Source organism: Shewanella sp. DNRA4 (assembly GCF_012843185.1).
GTDB lineage: Bacteria > Pseudomonadota > Gammaproteobacteria > Enterobacterales > Shewanellaceae > Shewanella > Shewanella xiamenensis.
In genome coordinates this window covers 1-15915 of the sequence record NZ_JABAIP010000027.1, presented here as the reverse complement: position 1 = coordinate 15915, position 15915 = coordinate 1, and the positions used below count along the sequence as shown (strand labels likewise).

Annotated in this window: 12 protein-coding genes; all 12 read right to left on the bottom strand. The window is 46.9% G+C overall.

The features are described 5' to 3' along the window. A partial coding sequence (locus HG547_RS20440) for a GTP-binding protein (RefSeq protein WP_348981369.1) occupies positions 1 to 273 on the bottom strand: 273 nt, incomplete at its 3' end. Between the two features lie 71 nt (positions 274 to 344). Beyond that, a complete protein-coding gene (fusA, locus tag HG547_RS20435; RefSeq protein ID WP_037418387.1) occupies positions 345 to 2441 on the bottom strand; it encodes an elongation factor G in 2097 nt (698 codons plus the stop codon). Between the two features lie 78 nt (positions 2442 to 2519). After that, complete coding sequence (gene rpsG / locus HG547_RS20430) at positions 2520 to 2990, bottom strand: 30S ribosomal protein S7 (RefSeq protein WP_011070613.1); 471 nt, start codon at positions 2988 to 2990, stop codon at positions 2520 to 2522. An 80-nt stretch (positions 2991 to 3070) separates the two neighbouring features. Continuing rightward, positions 3071 to 3445: a 30S ribosomal protein S12 gene (gene rpsL, locus HG547_RS20425; RefSeq protein WP_011070612.1), complete on the bottom strand. Its 375-nt coding sequence runs from the start codon at positions 3443 to 3445 to the stop codon at positions 3071 to 3073. A 179-nt stretch (positions 3446 to 3624) separates the two neighbouring features. Further along, the gene (gene rpoC, locus HG547_RS20420; RefSeq protein ID WP_037418390.1) at positions 3625 to 7842 is read right to left on the bottom strand and encodes a DNA-directed RNA polymerase subunit beta'; all 4218 of its coding nucleotides are present in this window, start codon (positions 7840 to 7842) and stop codon (positions 3625 to 3627) included. Between the two features lie 83 nt (positions 7843 to 7925). Next, positions 7926 to 11963 (bottom strand): DNA-directed RNA polymerase subunit beta, encoded by a 4038-nt coding sequence (rpoB, locus tag HG547_RS20415; RefSeq protein ID WP_055647562.1) that lies wholly within the window; start codon positions 11961 to 11963, stop codon positions 7926 to 7928. A gap of 242 nt (positions 11964 to 12205) precedes the next feature. Continuing rightward, positions 12206 to 12574, bottom strand: a complete 369-nt coding sequence (rplL, locus tag HG547_RS20410; RefSeq protein ID WP_007644333.1) for a 50S ribosomal protein L7/L12 — start codon at positions 12572 to 12574, stop codon at positions 12206 to 12208. 54 nt (positions 12575 to 12628) lie between these two features. Further along, entirely contained in the window at positions 12629 to 13129 is a 501-nt protein-coding gene (rplJ, locus tag HG547_RS20405) for a 50S ribosomal protein L10 (protein ID WP_011070609.1), read from the bottom strand. A gap of 265 nt (positions 13130 to 13394) precedes the next feature. After that, on the bottom strand, positions 13395 to 14096 hold the full coding sequence (gene rplA / locus HG547_RS20400) for a 50S ribosomal protein L1 (RefSeq protein WP_011070608.1): 702 nt from the start codon (positions 14094 to 14096) through the stop codon (positions 13395 to 13397). A 4-nt stretch (positions 14097 to 14100) separates the two neighbouring features. Further along, positions 14101 to 14529, bottom strand: coding sequence for a 50S ribosomal protein L11 (gene rplK / locus HG547_RS20395; RefSeq protein WP_011070607.1), 429 nt, complete (start codon positions 14527 to 14529; stop codon positions 14101 to 14103). 127 nt (positions 14530 to 14656) lie between these two features. Further along, positions 14657 to 15208, bottom strand: a complete 552-nt coding sequence (gene nusG, locus HG547_RS20390) for a transcription termination/antitermination protein NusG (protein WP_011715455.1) — start codon at positions 15206 to 15208, stop codon at positions 14657 to 14659. 9 nt (positions 15209 to 15217) lie between these two features. After that, on the bottom strand, positions 15218 to 15589 hold the full coding sequence (secE, locus tag HG547_RS20385; protein WP_037418403.1) for a preprotein translocase subunit SecE: 372 nt from the start codon (positions 15587 to 15589) through the stop codon (positions 15218 to 15220). Between the last annotated feature and the right edge of the window lie 326 nt (positions 15590 to 15915).

Genomic DNA, 15915 nt, shown 5'->3' with positions numbered 1-15915 from the left:
GTTTTTAACATAGTCAGCGTGGCCTGGGCAGTCTACGTGTGCGTAGTGGCGAGTTGGGGTGTCATACTCGATGTGAGAGGTATTGATGGTAATACCGCGCTCACGCTCTTCTGGAGCGTTATCGATTTGAGAGAAGTCTTTAGCTTCACCACCGTAGGTCTTAGCCAGTACGTGAGAGATAGCTGCAGTCAGAGTGGTTTTACCATGGTCAACGTGACCGATGGTGCCCACGTTTACGTGAGGCTTACTACGTTCAAATTTAGCTTTTGCCACGATATATTCCTTTCTTTTCAGAATAGTCCTGCATTGACAGGACCATATTACATTTATGTCGTAACTGGAAATTAGCTACGAGATTCAATAATCGCTTTCGCAATGTTTTGCGGTGCATCAGTGTACTTCAAGAACTCCATGGAGTAAGAAGCACGACCCTGAGTTGCAGAACGCAAATCAGTTGCATAACCAAACATTTCAGAAAGAGGCACTACTGCATGGACTATTTTGATGCCACCAAAGCCATCATCCATACCTTCAATCAAACCACGGCGACGGTTTAAATCACCAACAACATCACCCATATAGTTTTCTGGAGTAGTTACTTCTACTTTCATGCAAGGTTCGAGCAACACAGGTTTCGCCTCAAGCGCACCCTTTTTGAAGCCCATAGAACCCGCAATTTTGAACGCCATTTCATTCGAGTCCACATCATGATATGAACCATCGAACAGAGTGACCTTCACGTCCAATACAGGGAAGCCAGCGAGAACGCCATTCTTCATCTGCTCTTGGATACCTTTATCAACCGCAGGGATGAATTCACGTGGAACTACACCGCCAACGATTGCGTTGATAAATTCGTAACCAGCACCTTCTTCATTAGGCTCTAGTTTTAACCAAACATGACCGAATTGTCCACGGCCACCTGATTGGCGTACAAATTTACCTTCAGCCTCAACTGATCCACGAATGGTTTCACGGTAGGCCACTTGTGGCTTACCTACGTTACACTCAACACCAAATTCGCGACGCATACGATCAACGATAATGTCTAAGTGTAACTCACCCATTCCAGAAATCAGTGTTTGTGATGATTCTTCGTCAGTCTCAACCCGGAATGAAGGATCCTCTGCTGCAAGTTTTTGCAGTGCGATACCCATTTTGTCCTGGTCGGCTTTTGACTTAGGTTCAACGGCAATGGTAATTACAGGTTCTGGGAACTCCATGCGTTCCAAGATTACTTTGTGGTCATTATCACAAAGTGTATCACCCGTGGTTACGTCTTTTAGACCAATAGCCGCGGCAATATCACCTGCACGGACTTCTTTCAGTTCTGTGCGGTCGTTAGCGTGCATCTGCACGATACGGCCAATACGTTCACGTTTCTGTTTAACAGAGTTGTAAACGCCAGAACCTGATTCGAGTACGCCTGAGTACACACGAATAAAGGTTAAAGTACCCACGAACGGGTCTGTAGCAATCTTAAATGCCAACGCCGCAAAGGGGGCGTTGTCATCTGATGGGCGCTCAACTTCTTGCTCATTGTCATCGATGCCCTTAATAGGTGGCACATCGACTGGTGCTGGCAAGAATTCTACTACCGCATCAAGAACCGCTTGAACGCCTTTGTTCTTAAATGCAGAACCACAGGTCGCTAAAACGATTTCATTATTTATAGTACGTTGACGCAGTGCTTTTTTGATCTCTTCTTCTGACAGGGTACCTTCTTCAAGATACTTGTCCATCAGTTCATCAGAGGCTTCAGCGGCTGCTTCAACCAGATACTCATGCATTTCAGCCGCTTTAGCTGCTAAATGTGCAGGGATCTCTTCATAAGAGAACGTCATCCCCTGGTCCGCTTCGTTCCAGTTAATGGCTTTCATCTTGATTAAGTCGATCACGCCAGTGAAGTTTTCTTCTGCGCCGATATTTAATTGGATCGGTACACAAGTTGCTCCAAGGCGAGTTCTGATTTGCTTCACTACACGTTCAAAGTCCGCGCCTGCACGGTCCATCTTGTTGACAAATACGATGCGTGGAACGCGGTATTTGTCAGCTTGGCGCCATACGGTTTCTGATTGAGGTTCAACACCTGAAGCACCACAGAAAACCACAACAGCGCCGTCAAGAACGCGCAAAGAACGTTCAACTTCAATAGTGAAGTCAACGTGACCAGGGGTATCGATGATATTGATGCGGTGTTCAGTGAATTGAGCATCCATACCACGCCAGAAAGTAGTGACAGCAGCCGAGGTGATAGTAATACCACGCTCTTGCTCTTGCACCATCCAGTCAGTGGTCGCGGCGCCGTCATGCACCTCACCGATTTTATGAGACAAACCGGTATAGAACAGAACACGTTCTGTTGTGGTGGTTTTACCTGCGTCCACATGAGCACAAATACCGATATTACGATAACGCTCAATTGGGGTTGTACGAGCCACGATTATACCCTCTCCACCAAAACCTAAGTCTTGGCAATATCAACAACAATAGTGTGGGCCTAAGCCCACACCATCAGATTACCAACGGTAATGAGCAAAGGCCTTGTTCGCTTCAGCCATGCGGTGCACGTCTTCACGCTTCTTAACAGCAGTACCTTTGTTTTCAGACGCATCTAGCATTTCACCTGCTAGACGTAAAGCCATAGATTTTTCACCACGCTTACGTGCAGCTTCAACTAACCAGCGCATCGCCAGTGCGTTACGACGCACAGGACGAACTTCACATGGTACCTGGTATGTAGAACCACCCACGCGACGAGATTTAACTTCGACTGACGGGCGAACGTTGTCCAGGGCTGCTTCAAGGATGTCTAAATGGTTAGCGCCTTTCTTTTCAGCGATAACATCAAGAGCCTTGTAAATGATTTTTTCAGCAGTCGACTTTTTGCCGTCCTGCATAATGACGTTGATGAACTTAGCCAGCAACTCACTGTGAAACTTTGGATCTGGTAGGATTTTACGTTGTCCTACAACGCGACGTCTTGGCATAACAATTCTCCGTATGCTTCAGGGATTTCCAAAACTGGAATTCTCAAAATAAACTAGCTTGGCCTTACTTAACGGATACGTTAAGACTTAGGACGCTTAGCACCGTACTTAGAACGGCTTTGGCGACGTGAAGTCACGCCTGCACAGTCTAATGCGCCACGAACAGTGTGGTAGCGAACACCAGGTAAGTCTTTAACACGACCACCACGGATCAAAATCACGCTGTGTTCCTGCAGGTTGTGGCCTTCACCGCCGATGTACGAAGTAACTTCGAAACCGTTAGTTAGACGCACACGAGCTACTTTACGTAGTGCAGAGTTAGGTTTTTTAGGGGTAGTTGTGTACACACGTGTACAAACACCACGCTTTTGTGGGCACGCATTCAACGCAGGCACATTAGTCTTGTCGACTTTTGGCGCGCGTGGCTTACGTACCAACTGGTTTACAGTTGCCATGTATAGCTCCGAGTCAGTTGAATCAAACTCAACGATAAGGTGTGAAAAATCTATATCCCACAATGGTGGGACGCGGAATTTTAGAAAGGTAAAGCCTAACTGTCAAGAAATAGCCAACTTTTGCGGCATATTCCAATGAAAAAGGCGCCAACGGCGCCTTTTTGTTACAAACTGATTACTTAATCTTGACTACCAGCCAAGTTTAAGAGGTCTGCAAGGTTTTGTTCTGCTTCGCTTGCAGTGATCTTATTCACTACAACTGGCTCGTCTTTCTTAGCACGGGCATCGTTACGGGTCTTGTGATAAGCGTAACCAGTACCGGCTGGGATCAGACGGCCCACGATTACGTTTTCTTTCAGACCACGTAAGTTATCAGACTTACCACCTACGGCAGCTTCTGTCAGTACGCGAGTTGTTTCTTGGAACGATGCTGCAGAGATAAACGATTCTGTTGCCAGAGACGCTTTGGTAATACCCAGCAGTTCACGTTCGAAGGTCGCAGGCACTTTGCCTTGTTCGATCAGGTCGCGGTTAGCGATCTTCACGCGAGACACTTCTACTTGTTCGCCTTCTAAGAACTCACTGTCACCCGCAGAGGTGATCACGCACTTACGCAGCATTTGACGGATGATCACTTCGATATGTTTATCGTTGATCTTCACGCCTTGTAGACGATATACGTCTTGTACTTCGTTCACAATGTAGCTTGCTACGTTGTGAATGCCACGTAGACGCAGAATATCGTGCGCCGCTTCTGGACCGTCAGCAATAACTTCACCACGTTCGACTTTTTCACCTTCGAACACGTTTAAGTTACGCCATTTTGGGATCATCTCTTCGTACTGTTCACCGCCATCCGCTGGTGTAATCACCAGACGACGCTTGCCTTTAGTCTCTTTACCAAACGAGATGGTACCAGAGATTTCTGCCAGAATTGCAGGCTCTTTTGGCTTACGGGCTTCGAACAGGTCGGCAACGCGTGGTAGACCACCCGTGATGTCGCGTGTTTTAGACGATTCTTGTGGAATACGTGCTAACGCGTCACCCACGGCGATTTGCGCATTGTCGTCAAGGTTAACGATCGCACTGCCTGGTAAGAAGTATTGTGCTGGTACTTCTGTACCTGGGATCATCAGGTCACTACCGTCGGCACCAACCAGACGGATCATTGGGCGCATTTCTTTACCCGCTGAACCACGTTGACCCACGTCGAGGATCACGATTGATGACAGACCAGTCAGTTCGTCTGTTTGACGAGTCATGGTCACGCCGTCGATCATGTCAACGAACTTAATACTACCTGCCACTTCAGTGATGATTGGATGAGTATGTGGGTCCCAGTTAGCGATGATATCGCCTGCTTCTACTGATGCTTCTTCTAACTTCTCGAGCACAGTACCGTAAGGCACTTTATAACGCTCTTTCTCACGACCTAATTCGTCGATGATTGCCAGTTCAGAAGAACGAGAAACGATAACCAGCTTGCCGTCTGTGTTTGTTACGTACTTAGCGTTGTGCAGTTTCAACGAACCTGAGTTCTTCACTTGAACGTTGTTTTCTGCAGAGGCACGTGACGCAGCACCACCGATGTGGAACGTACGCATCGTTAACTGTGTACCAGGTTCACCGATTGATTGTGCAGCCACAACACCGATCGCTTCACCGTGGTTGATGATATGGCCACGGGCCAAGTCACGGCCGTAACAGGCAGCACATACACCAAAATCGGTATCACAGGTAATAACTGAACGAACAATCACTTCATCGATTGAATGCTCTTCTAACTTGTCACACCATGCTTCATCGAGCAGGGTATTACGTGGTGCCAGTACGTCTTCAGTGCCAGGATAGAACACATCAACAGCAACCACACGACCCAGTACGCGTTCACGTAATGGCTCAACCACATCACCACCTTCGATCAGCGGCTTCATGGTTAGACCTTCGTGAGTACCACAATCGTCTTCAATGACGACTAAGTCTTGAGCAACGTCTACCAGACGACGAGTCAGGTAACCCGAGTTCGCTGTCTTCAATGCAGTATCGGCAAGACCTTTACGCGCACCGTGAGTAGAAATAAAGTACTGAAGTACGTTTAGACCTTCACGGAAGTTAGCGGTAATTGGCGTTTCAATGATCGAACCGTCTGGTTTCGCCATCAGACCACGCATACCCGCTAACTGACGGATCTGTGCAGCACTACCACGAGCGCCAGAGTCGGCCATCATGTAAATGCTATTGAACGAAGCTTGTTTTTCTTCAACGCCATCACGGTTAATCACTGTCTCAGTTGACAGGTTTTCCATCATCGCTTTAGAAACTTTTTCGTTCGCACTTGCCCAGATGTCGATAACTTTGTTGTAACGCTCACCAGCAGTAACCAGACCTGATTGGAACTGCTCTTGAATTTCGAGCACTTCGGCTTCAGCGTCAGCAACTAAGGTGTACTTCTCAGCTGGGATCACCATGTCGTCGATACCGACAGATGCACCAGAGATAGTGGCGTAACGGAAACCTGTATACATCAGTTGGTCAGCGAAGATAACGGTATCTTTCAGACCTAATTGACGGTAACAGGTGTTCAACAGCTTAGAAATCTGCTTTTTGCCCATGTTCTGGTTAACCAGATCAAATGACAAACCTGCTGGCAGAATCAATGACAGCAGAGCACGACCGACTGTGGTATCTACGATACGACGTTGTTCAGTACGCTCACCATTGTCACCGATAACGGTTTCAGTGATACGCACTTTCACGCGGGCATGCAGTTCAGCAGCGCCAGTTGCGTAAGCTTTTTCAACTTCAGCAACAGACATAAAGTACATACCTTCACCACGGCCGTTGATACGCTCACGGCTGGTGTAGTACAGACCTAATACCACGTCTTGAGACGGCGTGATTACAGGCTCGCCGTTCGCAGGTGACAGGATGTTGTTGGTAGACATCATCAGGGCACGAGCTTCTAGCTGCGCTTCCAGTGTTAACGGTACGTGTACCGCCATTTGGTCACCGTCGAAGTCGGCGTTGTATGCCGCACAAACGAGAGGGTGTAACTGGATGGCTTTACCTTCAATCAGTACAGGTTCGAACGCTTGGATACCCAGTCTGTGCAGTGTTGGTGCACGGTTAAGCATCACTGGATGTTCGCGGATCACTTCATCCAGAACGTCCCAAACTTCCGCCACTTCACGCTCTACCATCTTCTTAGCAGCTTTGATGGTTGTCGCTAAGCCACGACCTTCCAGCTTGCCATAGATGAATGGCTTAAACAGTTCCAGTGCCATCTTCTTAGGAAGACCACATTGGTGCAGACGTAAAGTAGGACCTACGGTAATTACCGAACGACCAGAGTAGTCAACACGCTTACCTAACAAGTTCTGACGGAAACGACCTTGTTTACCTTTGATCATATCGGCCAAAGATTTCAGAGGACGTTTGTTAGAACCGGTAATAGCACGACCACGACGACCGTTATCTAATAGCGCATCAACAGACTCTTGTAACATACGCTTTTCGTTGCGTACGATGATGTCCGGCGCAGCTAAATCTAACAGACGCTTCAAACGGTTGTTACGGTTGATCACTCGGCGATACAGATCGTTCAGATCTGACGTGGCGAAGCGGCCGCCATCGAGCGGTACCAGCGGACGTAAGTCAGGTGGTAACACAGGCAGTACTTTTAAGATCATCCACTCTGGCTTGTTACCAGAAGTGTGGAACGCTTCCATCAACTTAAGACGCTTGGTCACTTTCTTGCGACGAGTCTCAGAGTTGATTGATGGCAGCTCTTCACGCATTTGTTCGATTTCTTTTTCAAGATCGATTGCGCGCAGCAGTTCTAATACCGCTTCAGCACCCATCTTGGCTTCGAATTCGTCACCGTACTCTTCTAATGCGTCCAGATAGTTTTCTTCTGTCAGCATTTGGCCACGCTCAAGGCTGGTCATGCCAGGCTCGATCACGACGAAAGATTCAAAATACAGTACGCGCTCGATATCTCGCAGCGTCATGTCCAGCATTAAACCGATACGGGACGGCAGTGATTTCAAGAACCAAATGTGGGCAACTGGGCTAGCCAGTTCGATGTGACCCATACGTTCACGACGTACTTTAGTCTGGGTAACTTCTACACCACACTTTTCACAGATCACACCACGGTGCTTCAAACGCTTGTACTTACCGCACAAACATTCGTAATCTTTGACTGGGCCAAAGATACGCGCACAGAACAGACCTTCACGCTCAGGCTTGAAGGTACGGTAGTTAATGGTTTCTGGCTTCTTAACTTCACCAAAAGACCAAGAACGGATCAGATCAGGCGATGCCAGACCAATTTTGATGCCGTTAAATTCTTCAGTCTTGCTTTGCTGTTTCAGAAACTTTAATAAGTCTTTCACGTTTCTCTCCTGAAGGAGTTAAACCGGGTGCTCCGCGACTGCGGAGCACCATTCTGTTGCCAAACGTTGCCTTAAGGCGACGCTTATTCCTGATCCAACTCGATATTAATACCGAGTGAACGGATCTCCTTCAGTAATACGTTGAAGGACTCTGGCATGCCAGGCTGCATCTGATGGTTACCGTCGACGATGTTCTTATACATCTGAGTACGACCGTTAACGTCATCCGATTTCACGGTGAGCATTTCTTGAAGCGTATAAGCGGCACCGTATGCTTCGAGTGCCCACACTTCCATCTCCCCGAAACGCTGACCACCGAACTGAGCTTTACCGCCCAATGGTTGTTGAGTTACTAAGCTGTACGAACCGGTAGAACGGGCGTGCATCTTGTCGTCAACTAAGTGGTTCAGTTTGAGCATGTACATGTAACCAACAGTTACTGGACGCTCAAATTCGTTACCGGTACGACCATCAAATAATTTCAGCTGACCAGAGGTTGGCAAGCCTGCAAGCTCAAGCATCTGCTTGATCTCTTTCTCTTTAGCACCGTCGAAGGCTGGCGTAGCAACTGGGATACCGCCTTTCAGGTTGTTCGCTAAGCGCAATAACTCATCGTCAGTGAATGAATCGATGTCAACGCGCTGCTGCACTTCGTCACCTAATTCGTACACTTGCTTGATGTAGTTACGAACTTCTGCAAGTCCCTTCTCGCGCTGATCTTCCAGCATGGCAGCAATCTTGTTACCAATACCTTTAGCCGCAGCACCTAAGTGAACTTCAAGAACCTGACCGATGTTCATACGTGATGGAACGCCTAGCGGGTTCAACACGATGTCCACAGGGTTGCCTTGCTCGTCGTACGGCATGTCTTCAATTGGGTTAATCTTAGAGATAACACCCTTGTTACCGTGACGACCCGCCATCTTGTCACCAGGTTGGATAGTACGTTTAACCGCTAAGTAAACTTTAACGATCTTCAGTACGCCTGGGGCCAAGTCATCACCTTGGGTGATTTTGCGACGTTTGATTTCAAACTTCTTATCGAAGTCTGCTTTCAGCTCTTCATGCTGTTCAGCTAATTGCTCAAGCTCAGTTTGTTTGGCTTCATCGTCAATGACTTGAACCAATACATCTTTACGTGGCAATGCTGCGATCTGTGCTTCAGTGAAACCGGCACTTAATAATAAGTTGCGCGCACGGCTCAACACGCCTTCTTCAAGGATCTTGAACTCTTCGCCTAAGTCTTTACGAGCTTGGGCAATGTGCATTTCTTCGATTTCAATGGCGCGTTTGTCTTTCTCAACGCCGTCACGGGTAAATACCTGAACGTCGATGATGGTACCTTTAACAGAGTTAGGTACACGCAGTGAGCTGTCTTTCACATCAGACGCTTTCTCACCGAAGATGGCGCGCAGTAACTTCTCTTCTGGAGTCAGTTGTGTTTCGCCTTTTGGCGTCACTTTACCTACCAGAATGTCACCGCCCTTCACTTCTGCACCGATGTAAACGATACCTGACTCGTCGAGTTTCGACAGCGCAGATTCACCTACGTTTGGAATGTCAGCCGTGATTTCTTCGCTACCCAGTTTGGTATCACGAGCGATACAAGACAGCTCTTGAATGTGGATAGTGGTGAAACGGTCTTCCTGTGCAACACGCTCAGAAATTAAGATCGAGTCTTCGAAGTTGTAACCGTTCCAAGGCATGAACGCGATACGCATGTTCTGGCCAAGGGCTAAGTCACCTAAGTCAGTAGACGGACCATCTGCTAACACGTCACCACGAACGACTGGCTCACCAACAGAACAACATGGACGTTGGTTGATACACGTGTTTTGGTTAGAACGGGTGTACTTAGTCAGGTTGTAAATGTCGATACCCGCTTCGCCTGGGCGCAGCTCGTCTTCATTTACTTTAACGACGATACGGCTCGCATCAACGTAATCGATCACACCGCCACGTTTAGCGGCGACTACTACGCCAGAATCCACAGCGAGCGTGCGTTCAATACCCGTACCTACTAGCGGCTTTTCAGAGCGCAATGTTGGTACCGCTTGACGTTGCATGTTCGCACCCATCAATGCACGGTTGGCGTCGTCGTGTTCTAAGAACGGGATCAGTGACGCAGCAACAGAAATGATCTGTTGTGGCGATACGTCCATGTATTGAATGTCAGACGCGCGCATAAAGGTAGATTCACCTTTGTGACGACATGCGATCTGCTCTTCAACCATGCGGCCTTCAGAGTCAACTTCGATGTTCGCCTGTGCAATCACATAACGACCTTCTTCAATCGCTGACAAGTATTCCACTTCGTCAGTGATCACACCGTCTACCACTTTGCGGTATGGTGTTTCTAAGAAGCCGTATGAGTTAGTACGGGCAAAGCTTGCTAATGAGTTGATTAGACCAATGTTTGGACCTTCAGGGGTCTCAATTGGACATAAACGACCATAATGCGTTGGGTGTACGTCGCGGACTTCGAAGCCTGCACGTTCACGGGTCAAACCACCTGGGCCAAGAGCAGAAATACGACGCTTATGCGTTACTTCTGACAGCGGGTTGTTTTGGTCCATGAATTGTGACAGCTGAGAAGAACCGAAGAACTCTTTCACTGCAGCAGAAATTGGCTTAGCGTTGATTAAGTCTTGTGGCATCAGCTCGTTCAGATCGCCTAATGACAGACGTTCACGCACGGCGCGCTCAACACGGACCAGACCAACACGGAATTGGTTTTCAGCCATCTCACCCACAGAACGAATACGACGGTTACCTAAGTGGTCGATATCGTCCACTTCGTCGAAGCCGTTACGGATGTGAATGATGTTCTTCATTACTGCAACGATGTCTTCTTTAGACAGTACGCCACTACCTTCGTCATCAGGAATGCTGAGACGACGGTTGAACTTCATACGACCGACTTTCGACAGGTCATAACGTTCTTCGCTGAAGAATAAGTTTTGGAACAGGGCTTCTGCTGCATCTTTGGTTGGTGGCTCACCAGGACGCATCATGCGGTAGATCTCAACTAACGCTTCTAAGCGGTTAGTGGTTGGATCGATACGCAGAGTGTCAGAGATGTAAGCACCGTGGTCCAGCTCGTTAATGTATAACGTGCTCAACTCTTTGATGCCTGCCAGTGATAACTTCGCTAAGTCTTCTAAGCTGATTTCACTGTTAGCAGAAACTAATACTTCGCCCGTGTCCGGATCGATGTAATCTTGAGCAGCATACTTGCCCACGATGTACTCAACTGGTACTTCGAGTTCAGTGGTGTTGGTTTTTTCGAGTTGGCGAATATGACGTGCAGTCACGCGACGGCCCGCTTCAACCAATACAGTGCCTTCTGCATCCTTGATGTCGTAGCTGGCGGTTTCGCCACGCAGACGCTCAGGGACTAAGGTCATAACCAGAGTATCTTTCTTGATCTTGAACTCAACGCGTTCGAAGAACAGGTCAAGGATCTCTTGAGTAGAGTACTCTAATGCACGCAGAATGATGGTCGCTGGTAATTTACGGCGACGGTCGATACGTACGAATAGTGCATCTTTAGGATCGAATTCAAAGTCTAACCATGAACCACGGTAAGGAATGATACGTGCGTTATATAGCACCTTACCTGATGAGTGGGTTTTACCACGGTCGTGATCGAAGAATACGCCTGGGCTGCGGTGTAATTGAGAAACGATTACACGCTCAGTACCGTTGATAACAAAGGTACCGTTGTCAGTCATCAATGGGATATCACCCATGTAGACTTCTTGTTCTTTAATATCTTTTACAGTGCCGGCCGCTGCTTCACGGTCATACAACACCATGCGTAATTTAACGCGCAGTGGAGCTGAATATGTAACACCACGGATCTGACACTCTTTCACATCAAAAACAGGCTCGCCAAGCTTATAGCTGACGTATTGCAGTTCTGAATTACCAGAAAAGCTCTTGATGGGAAAAACGCTACGGAAGGCGGCTTCAAGACCGCGCTCACCGGTAGGATCTTGATCGGTGAACTTCTTAAAAGAGTCTAACTGAATAGACAAAAGGTAAGGAATATCCAACACCTGTGGACGCTTACCAAAGTCTTTGCGAATACGCTTCTTTTCAGAATAGGAGTAAACCATGGGTTTCCTCTGCTTACGAGATGTGACCAAGACTGAATCAATAACCTGAGTTATTACATTCAGCACGTTTGCCCATCACCGTTGATGGCAAGAACCTAACCAGTAATCTCTGCTAGGGACTGCAAAATCTGGCGACAAACGGTGAAAAAAAATCGCCGGCGCATATAGCGCAAAAAAGGCCGACGGTTAAAAAACCGCCAGCCTCCACCCAAGTGGCTTGGGTGAGCAAGCTAAATAATAGCTTACTTGATTTCTACTGAAGCACCAGCTTCAACTAGTTCTTTCTTCAGAGCTTCAGCTTCTTCTTTAGAAACGCCTTCTTTAACTGCTACTGGAGCAGCTTCAGACATTGCTTTAGCTTCTTTCAGGCCTAAACCAGTTGCGCCACGGATGGCTTTAATAACTGCAACTTTGTTGTCGCCGTGTGCAGTCAGAATTACGTTGAATTCTGTTTGCTCTTCAACAGCAGCAGCAGCTTCGCCACCACCAGAAACAACAGCAGCAGCGGCAGAAACGCCAAACTTCTCTTCCATTGCTTCGATCAGTTCAACAACTTCCATTACAGACATAGCTGCAAAGGCTTCTAAGATTTGGTCTTTAGTGATAGACATAACAAATGTTTCCTATTGTTCTGAATTCAATTCTATTAAGCAGCCAGCTTGAAATTAAGCGGCTTCTTGTTTTTGATCGCGCAGGGCGGCCAGTGTACGAACGAACTTGCCAGCAGATGCTTCTTTCATAGTCATCATTAACTGTGCTAGTGCTTCTTCGTATGTTGGCAGTTTCGCCAAACGATCAATGTCAGCTGCAGGGATGAAATTCCCTTCAAAGGCTGCGCCTTTAACTTCGAAATTAGCTTGCTCTTTAGCAAAGTCTTTTAACAGACGAGCTGCAGCACCTGGGTGCTCGTTAGAGAAAGCAATCAAAGTTGGGCCAGTGAACGTTTCTGCTAGGCACTCAAATGCAGTACCTTCAACAGCACGACGAGCCAGAGTGTTACGTACTACACGTACATAAACACCAGCTTCGCGAGCTTTTTTACGCAGACCGGTCATAGCACCTACAGTTACACCGCGTGAATCAGCGGCTACTGCAGATAGCGCACCTTTGGCAGCTTCGTTGACTTCAGCAACAATCGCTTTTTTGTCTTCGAGTCTTAATGCCATTGGCTTTACTCCTGGATTCTACCTAGGGTATTCCCTAGTATTTACCATACTAAATACTTATGTATTTAGTGACTTACGGTGCAGATTATCCAGTAAAAAAATTTAGCTGGGGCCTGACACCGTCTACGCAGGAAATTAAGTAAACCGTTAAAGTAAACACCTGCGGTCTTGGACGGAAGCCTAATTAATGATGCTTAAAGCATCAAAAACAGGCTTCAACCCACAAAGTGCGCGCATTATAGACTAATGCACTCACCTTGTAAAATTAGTTAGCTGTTTCGAGAGAAGCTTGGTCAACAGCAACACCTGCACCCATAGTGGTAGAGATGCTTACTTTTTTCACGTATACACCTTTTGCAACTGCTGGCTTAGCCTTTTTCAGTGCAGAGATTAACGCTTCCAAGTTTTCTTTCAATTGAACTGGTGTGAAATCCACTTTACCGATAGTAGTGTGGATAATACCGTTCTTGTCGTTGCGGTAACGAACTTGACCCGCTTTAGCATTCTTAACTGCTTCAGCAACGTTTGGCGTTACTGTGCCAGTTTTTGGGTTAGGCATTAAACCACGTGGGCCTAAGATTTGACCTAACATACCAACAACGCGCATTGCGTCTGGAGATGCGATAACTACGTCAAAGTTCATTTCACCGGCTTTGATTTTCTCAGCCAGATCATCCATACCAACAAGTTCAGCACCAGCAGCTTTAGCAGCTTCAGCATTTGCACCTTGTGTAAATACTGCAACGCGAACGTCACGACCAGTACCGTGTGGCAACACAGTTGCACCACGAACGTTTTGGTCAGATTTACGTGGGTCGATACCTAGGTTAACAGCAACGTCAACACTTTCAACGAACTTAGCAGTTGCTAATTCTTTTAACAGAGCAACAGCATCGTTGATTTCGTATAATTTAGTACCGTCAACTTTCTCGCGGATTACGCGCATGCGTTTAGTTAGTTTTGCCATTATATTAACCCTCTACAACCAAACCCATTGAACGCGCAGTACCTTCGATTGAGCGAGTCATCGCTTCAACATCAGCACCAGTCATATCGGCGGCTTTCATTTCAGCAATTTCCTGAATCTTAGCACGAGCGATAGTACCTACTTTCTGAGTGTTTGGACGTGGAGAACCTGATTTCAGGCCTGCAGCAGTCTTCAGTAAGTAAGAAGCTGGCGGAGTCTTAGTTTCGAAAGTGAATGAACGGTCACTGTATACAGTGATCACGACTGGAATAGGCATGCCTTTTTCCATTTTTTCTGTACGGGCGTTAAACGCTTTACAGAATTCCATGATGTTCACACCTTTCTGACCCAGAGCTGGACCAACTGGTGGTGAAGGGTTCGCAGAACCTGATTTCACTTGTAGCTTAATATAAGCATCAATCTTTTTTGCCATCTGACATTTCCTCAGTTTGGGTTCAAACGCATATCAGCGACATGCCAACATGCTCCCCCGAAAACAACGGGTGCGGATTATATAGAAATCAGCACCCGTTGCCAAACGGATTTTGTATTTAATTTAATCAGCCTTTTTCGACCTGATTAAAGTCGAGCTCGACCGGTGTAGAACGACCAAAGATCATTACTGACACTTTTACGCGGCTCTTGTCATAATCCACTTCTTCAACAGTACCGTTAAAGTCAGCAAATGGACCATCACATACACGCACCACTTCGCCTGGCTCAAAAATAACGCGGTGAGTTGGCGAAGCTGTGGTTTCTTGTAAGCGACGCAGAATAGCATCCGCTTCTCTATCTGAAATTGGAGCAGGACGATCAGATGTTCCGCCAATAAAGCCTAAAACACGCGGGATGCTTTTGACTAAATGCCAGCTATCATCGTTCATTTCCATCTGGACCAAAACATAACCAGGGAAAAACTTACGCTCGCTCTTACGACGCTGGCCTGCACGCATTTCAATGACTTCTTCAGTCGGAACTAAGACTTCACCGAAGTATTGTTCCATGCCGTGCATTTTAATGTATTCAATCAGTGACTTACAAACTCGGCCTTCATAGCCAGAGAATGCCTGCACTACATACCATCTTTTTTTAGCTTCTTTAGCTTCAGTCATTCGAGGTGCCTATACGCCAGTGATAAAATTGACAATTCGCATTAACACTGCATCTAAACCCCATAAAATAAGAGCTAAGATACCTGTTGCAGCAAGGACAATAAAAGTGGTGTTAAGCGCTTCTTGACGTGTTGGCCATACGACCTTACGCACTTCAATTTGCGACTCACGCGCGAATGCTAAAGCTTTTTTACCCTTTTCGGTTTGCAGGGCAATAAAACCAGCAATAGCGAATGCAACGATAACAGCCAGTGCGCGGATCACGGCACTCGCCTCGCTATACATTTGATTGCCAATAACAGCAGCGGCCAGCAATAGGATCGCTAAACCCCACTTCACGATATCCAGAGAGTTAGTCTGGTTTTCAGTATTTGTTGTCATCGGTTATTCCGTTACTCAATACGGCCTGAGCTTGAGCACAATAATTAGGGACATACGACCCAGTTACAATACGCTTTAGATACTCTGAATCCCGAATACCCTTAGAAACGCATGTTGCATAAGCTCAGGGTCAAAAATCGGCCATAGATTGTATTCTGATTCGACTTTGTTAGCAAGGATGCACAACAGTTGCAACCCACAAAACCCACTAAATAATCGACTTAAACAAAAAAGGAAGCCTAAGCTTCCTTTTTTCTAATCACAATTGCTATTAAGCAATGATCTTAGCTACAACACCAGCGCCTACTGTACGGCCACCTTCACGA

Bases quoted from the DNA above. Each gene is read 5' to 3' on its own strand.
- secE (WP_037418403.1), bottom strand. From the start codon at position 15,589: ATGACAACAAATACTGAAAACCAGACTAACTCTCTGGATATCGTGAAG.
- rplL (WP_007644333.1), bottom strand. From the start codon at position 12,574: ATGTCTATCACTAAAGACCAAATCTTAGAAGCCTTTGCAGCTATGTCT.
- nusG (WP_011715455.1), bottom strand. From the start codon at position 15,208: ATGACTGAAGCTAAAGAAGCTAAAAAAAGATGGTATGTAGTGCAGGCA.
- rplJ (WP_011070609.1), bottom strand. From the start codon at position 13,129: ATGGCATTAAGACTCGAAGACAAAAAAGCGATTGTTGCTGAAGTCAAC.
- rpoB (WP_055647562.1), bottom strand. From the start codon at position 11,963: ATGGTTTACTCCTATTCTGAAAAGAAGCGTATTCGCAAAGACTTTGGT.
- rplK (WP_011070607.1), bottom strand. From the start codon at position 14,529: ATGGCAAAAAAGATTGATGCTTATATTAAGCTACAAGTGAAATCAGGT.
- rpsG (WP_011070613.1), bottom strand. From the start codon at position 2,990: ATGCCAAGACGTCGCGTTGTAGGACAACGTAAAATCCTACCAGATCCA.
- rpsL (WP_011070612.1), bottom strand. From the start codon at position 3,445: ATGGCAACTGTAAACCAGTTGGTACGTAAGCCACGCGCGCCAAAAGTC.
- rplA (WP_011070608.1), bottom strand. From the start codon at position 14,096: ATGGCAAAACTAACTAAACGCATGCGCGTAATCCGCGAGAAAGTTGAC.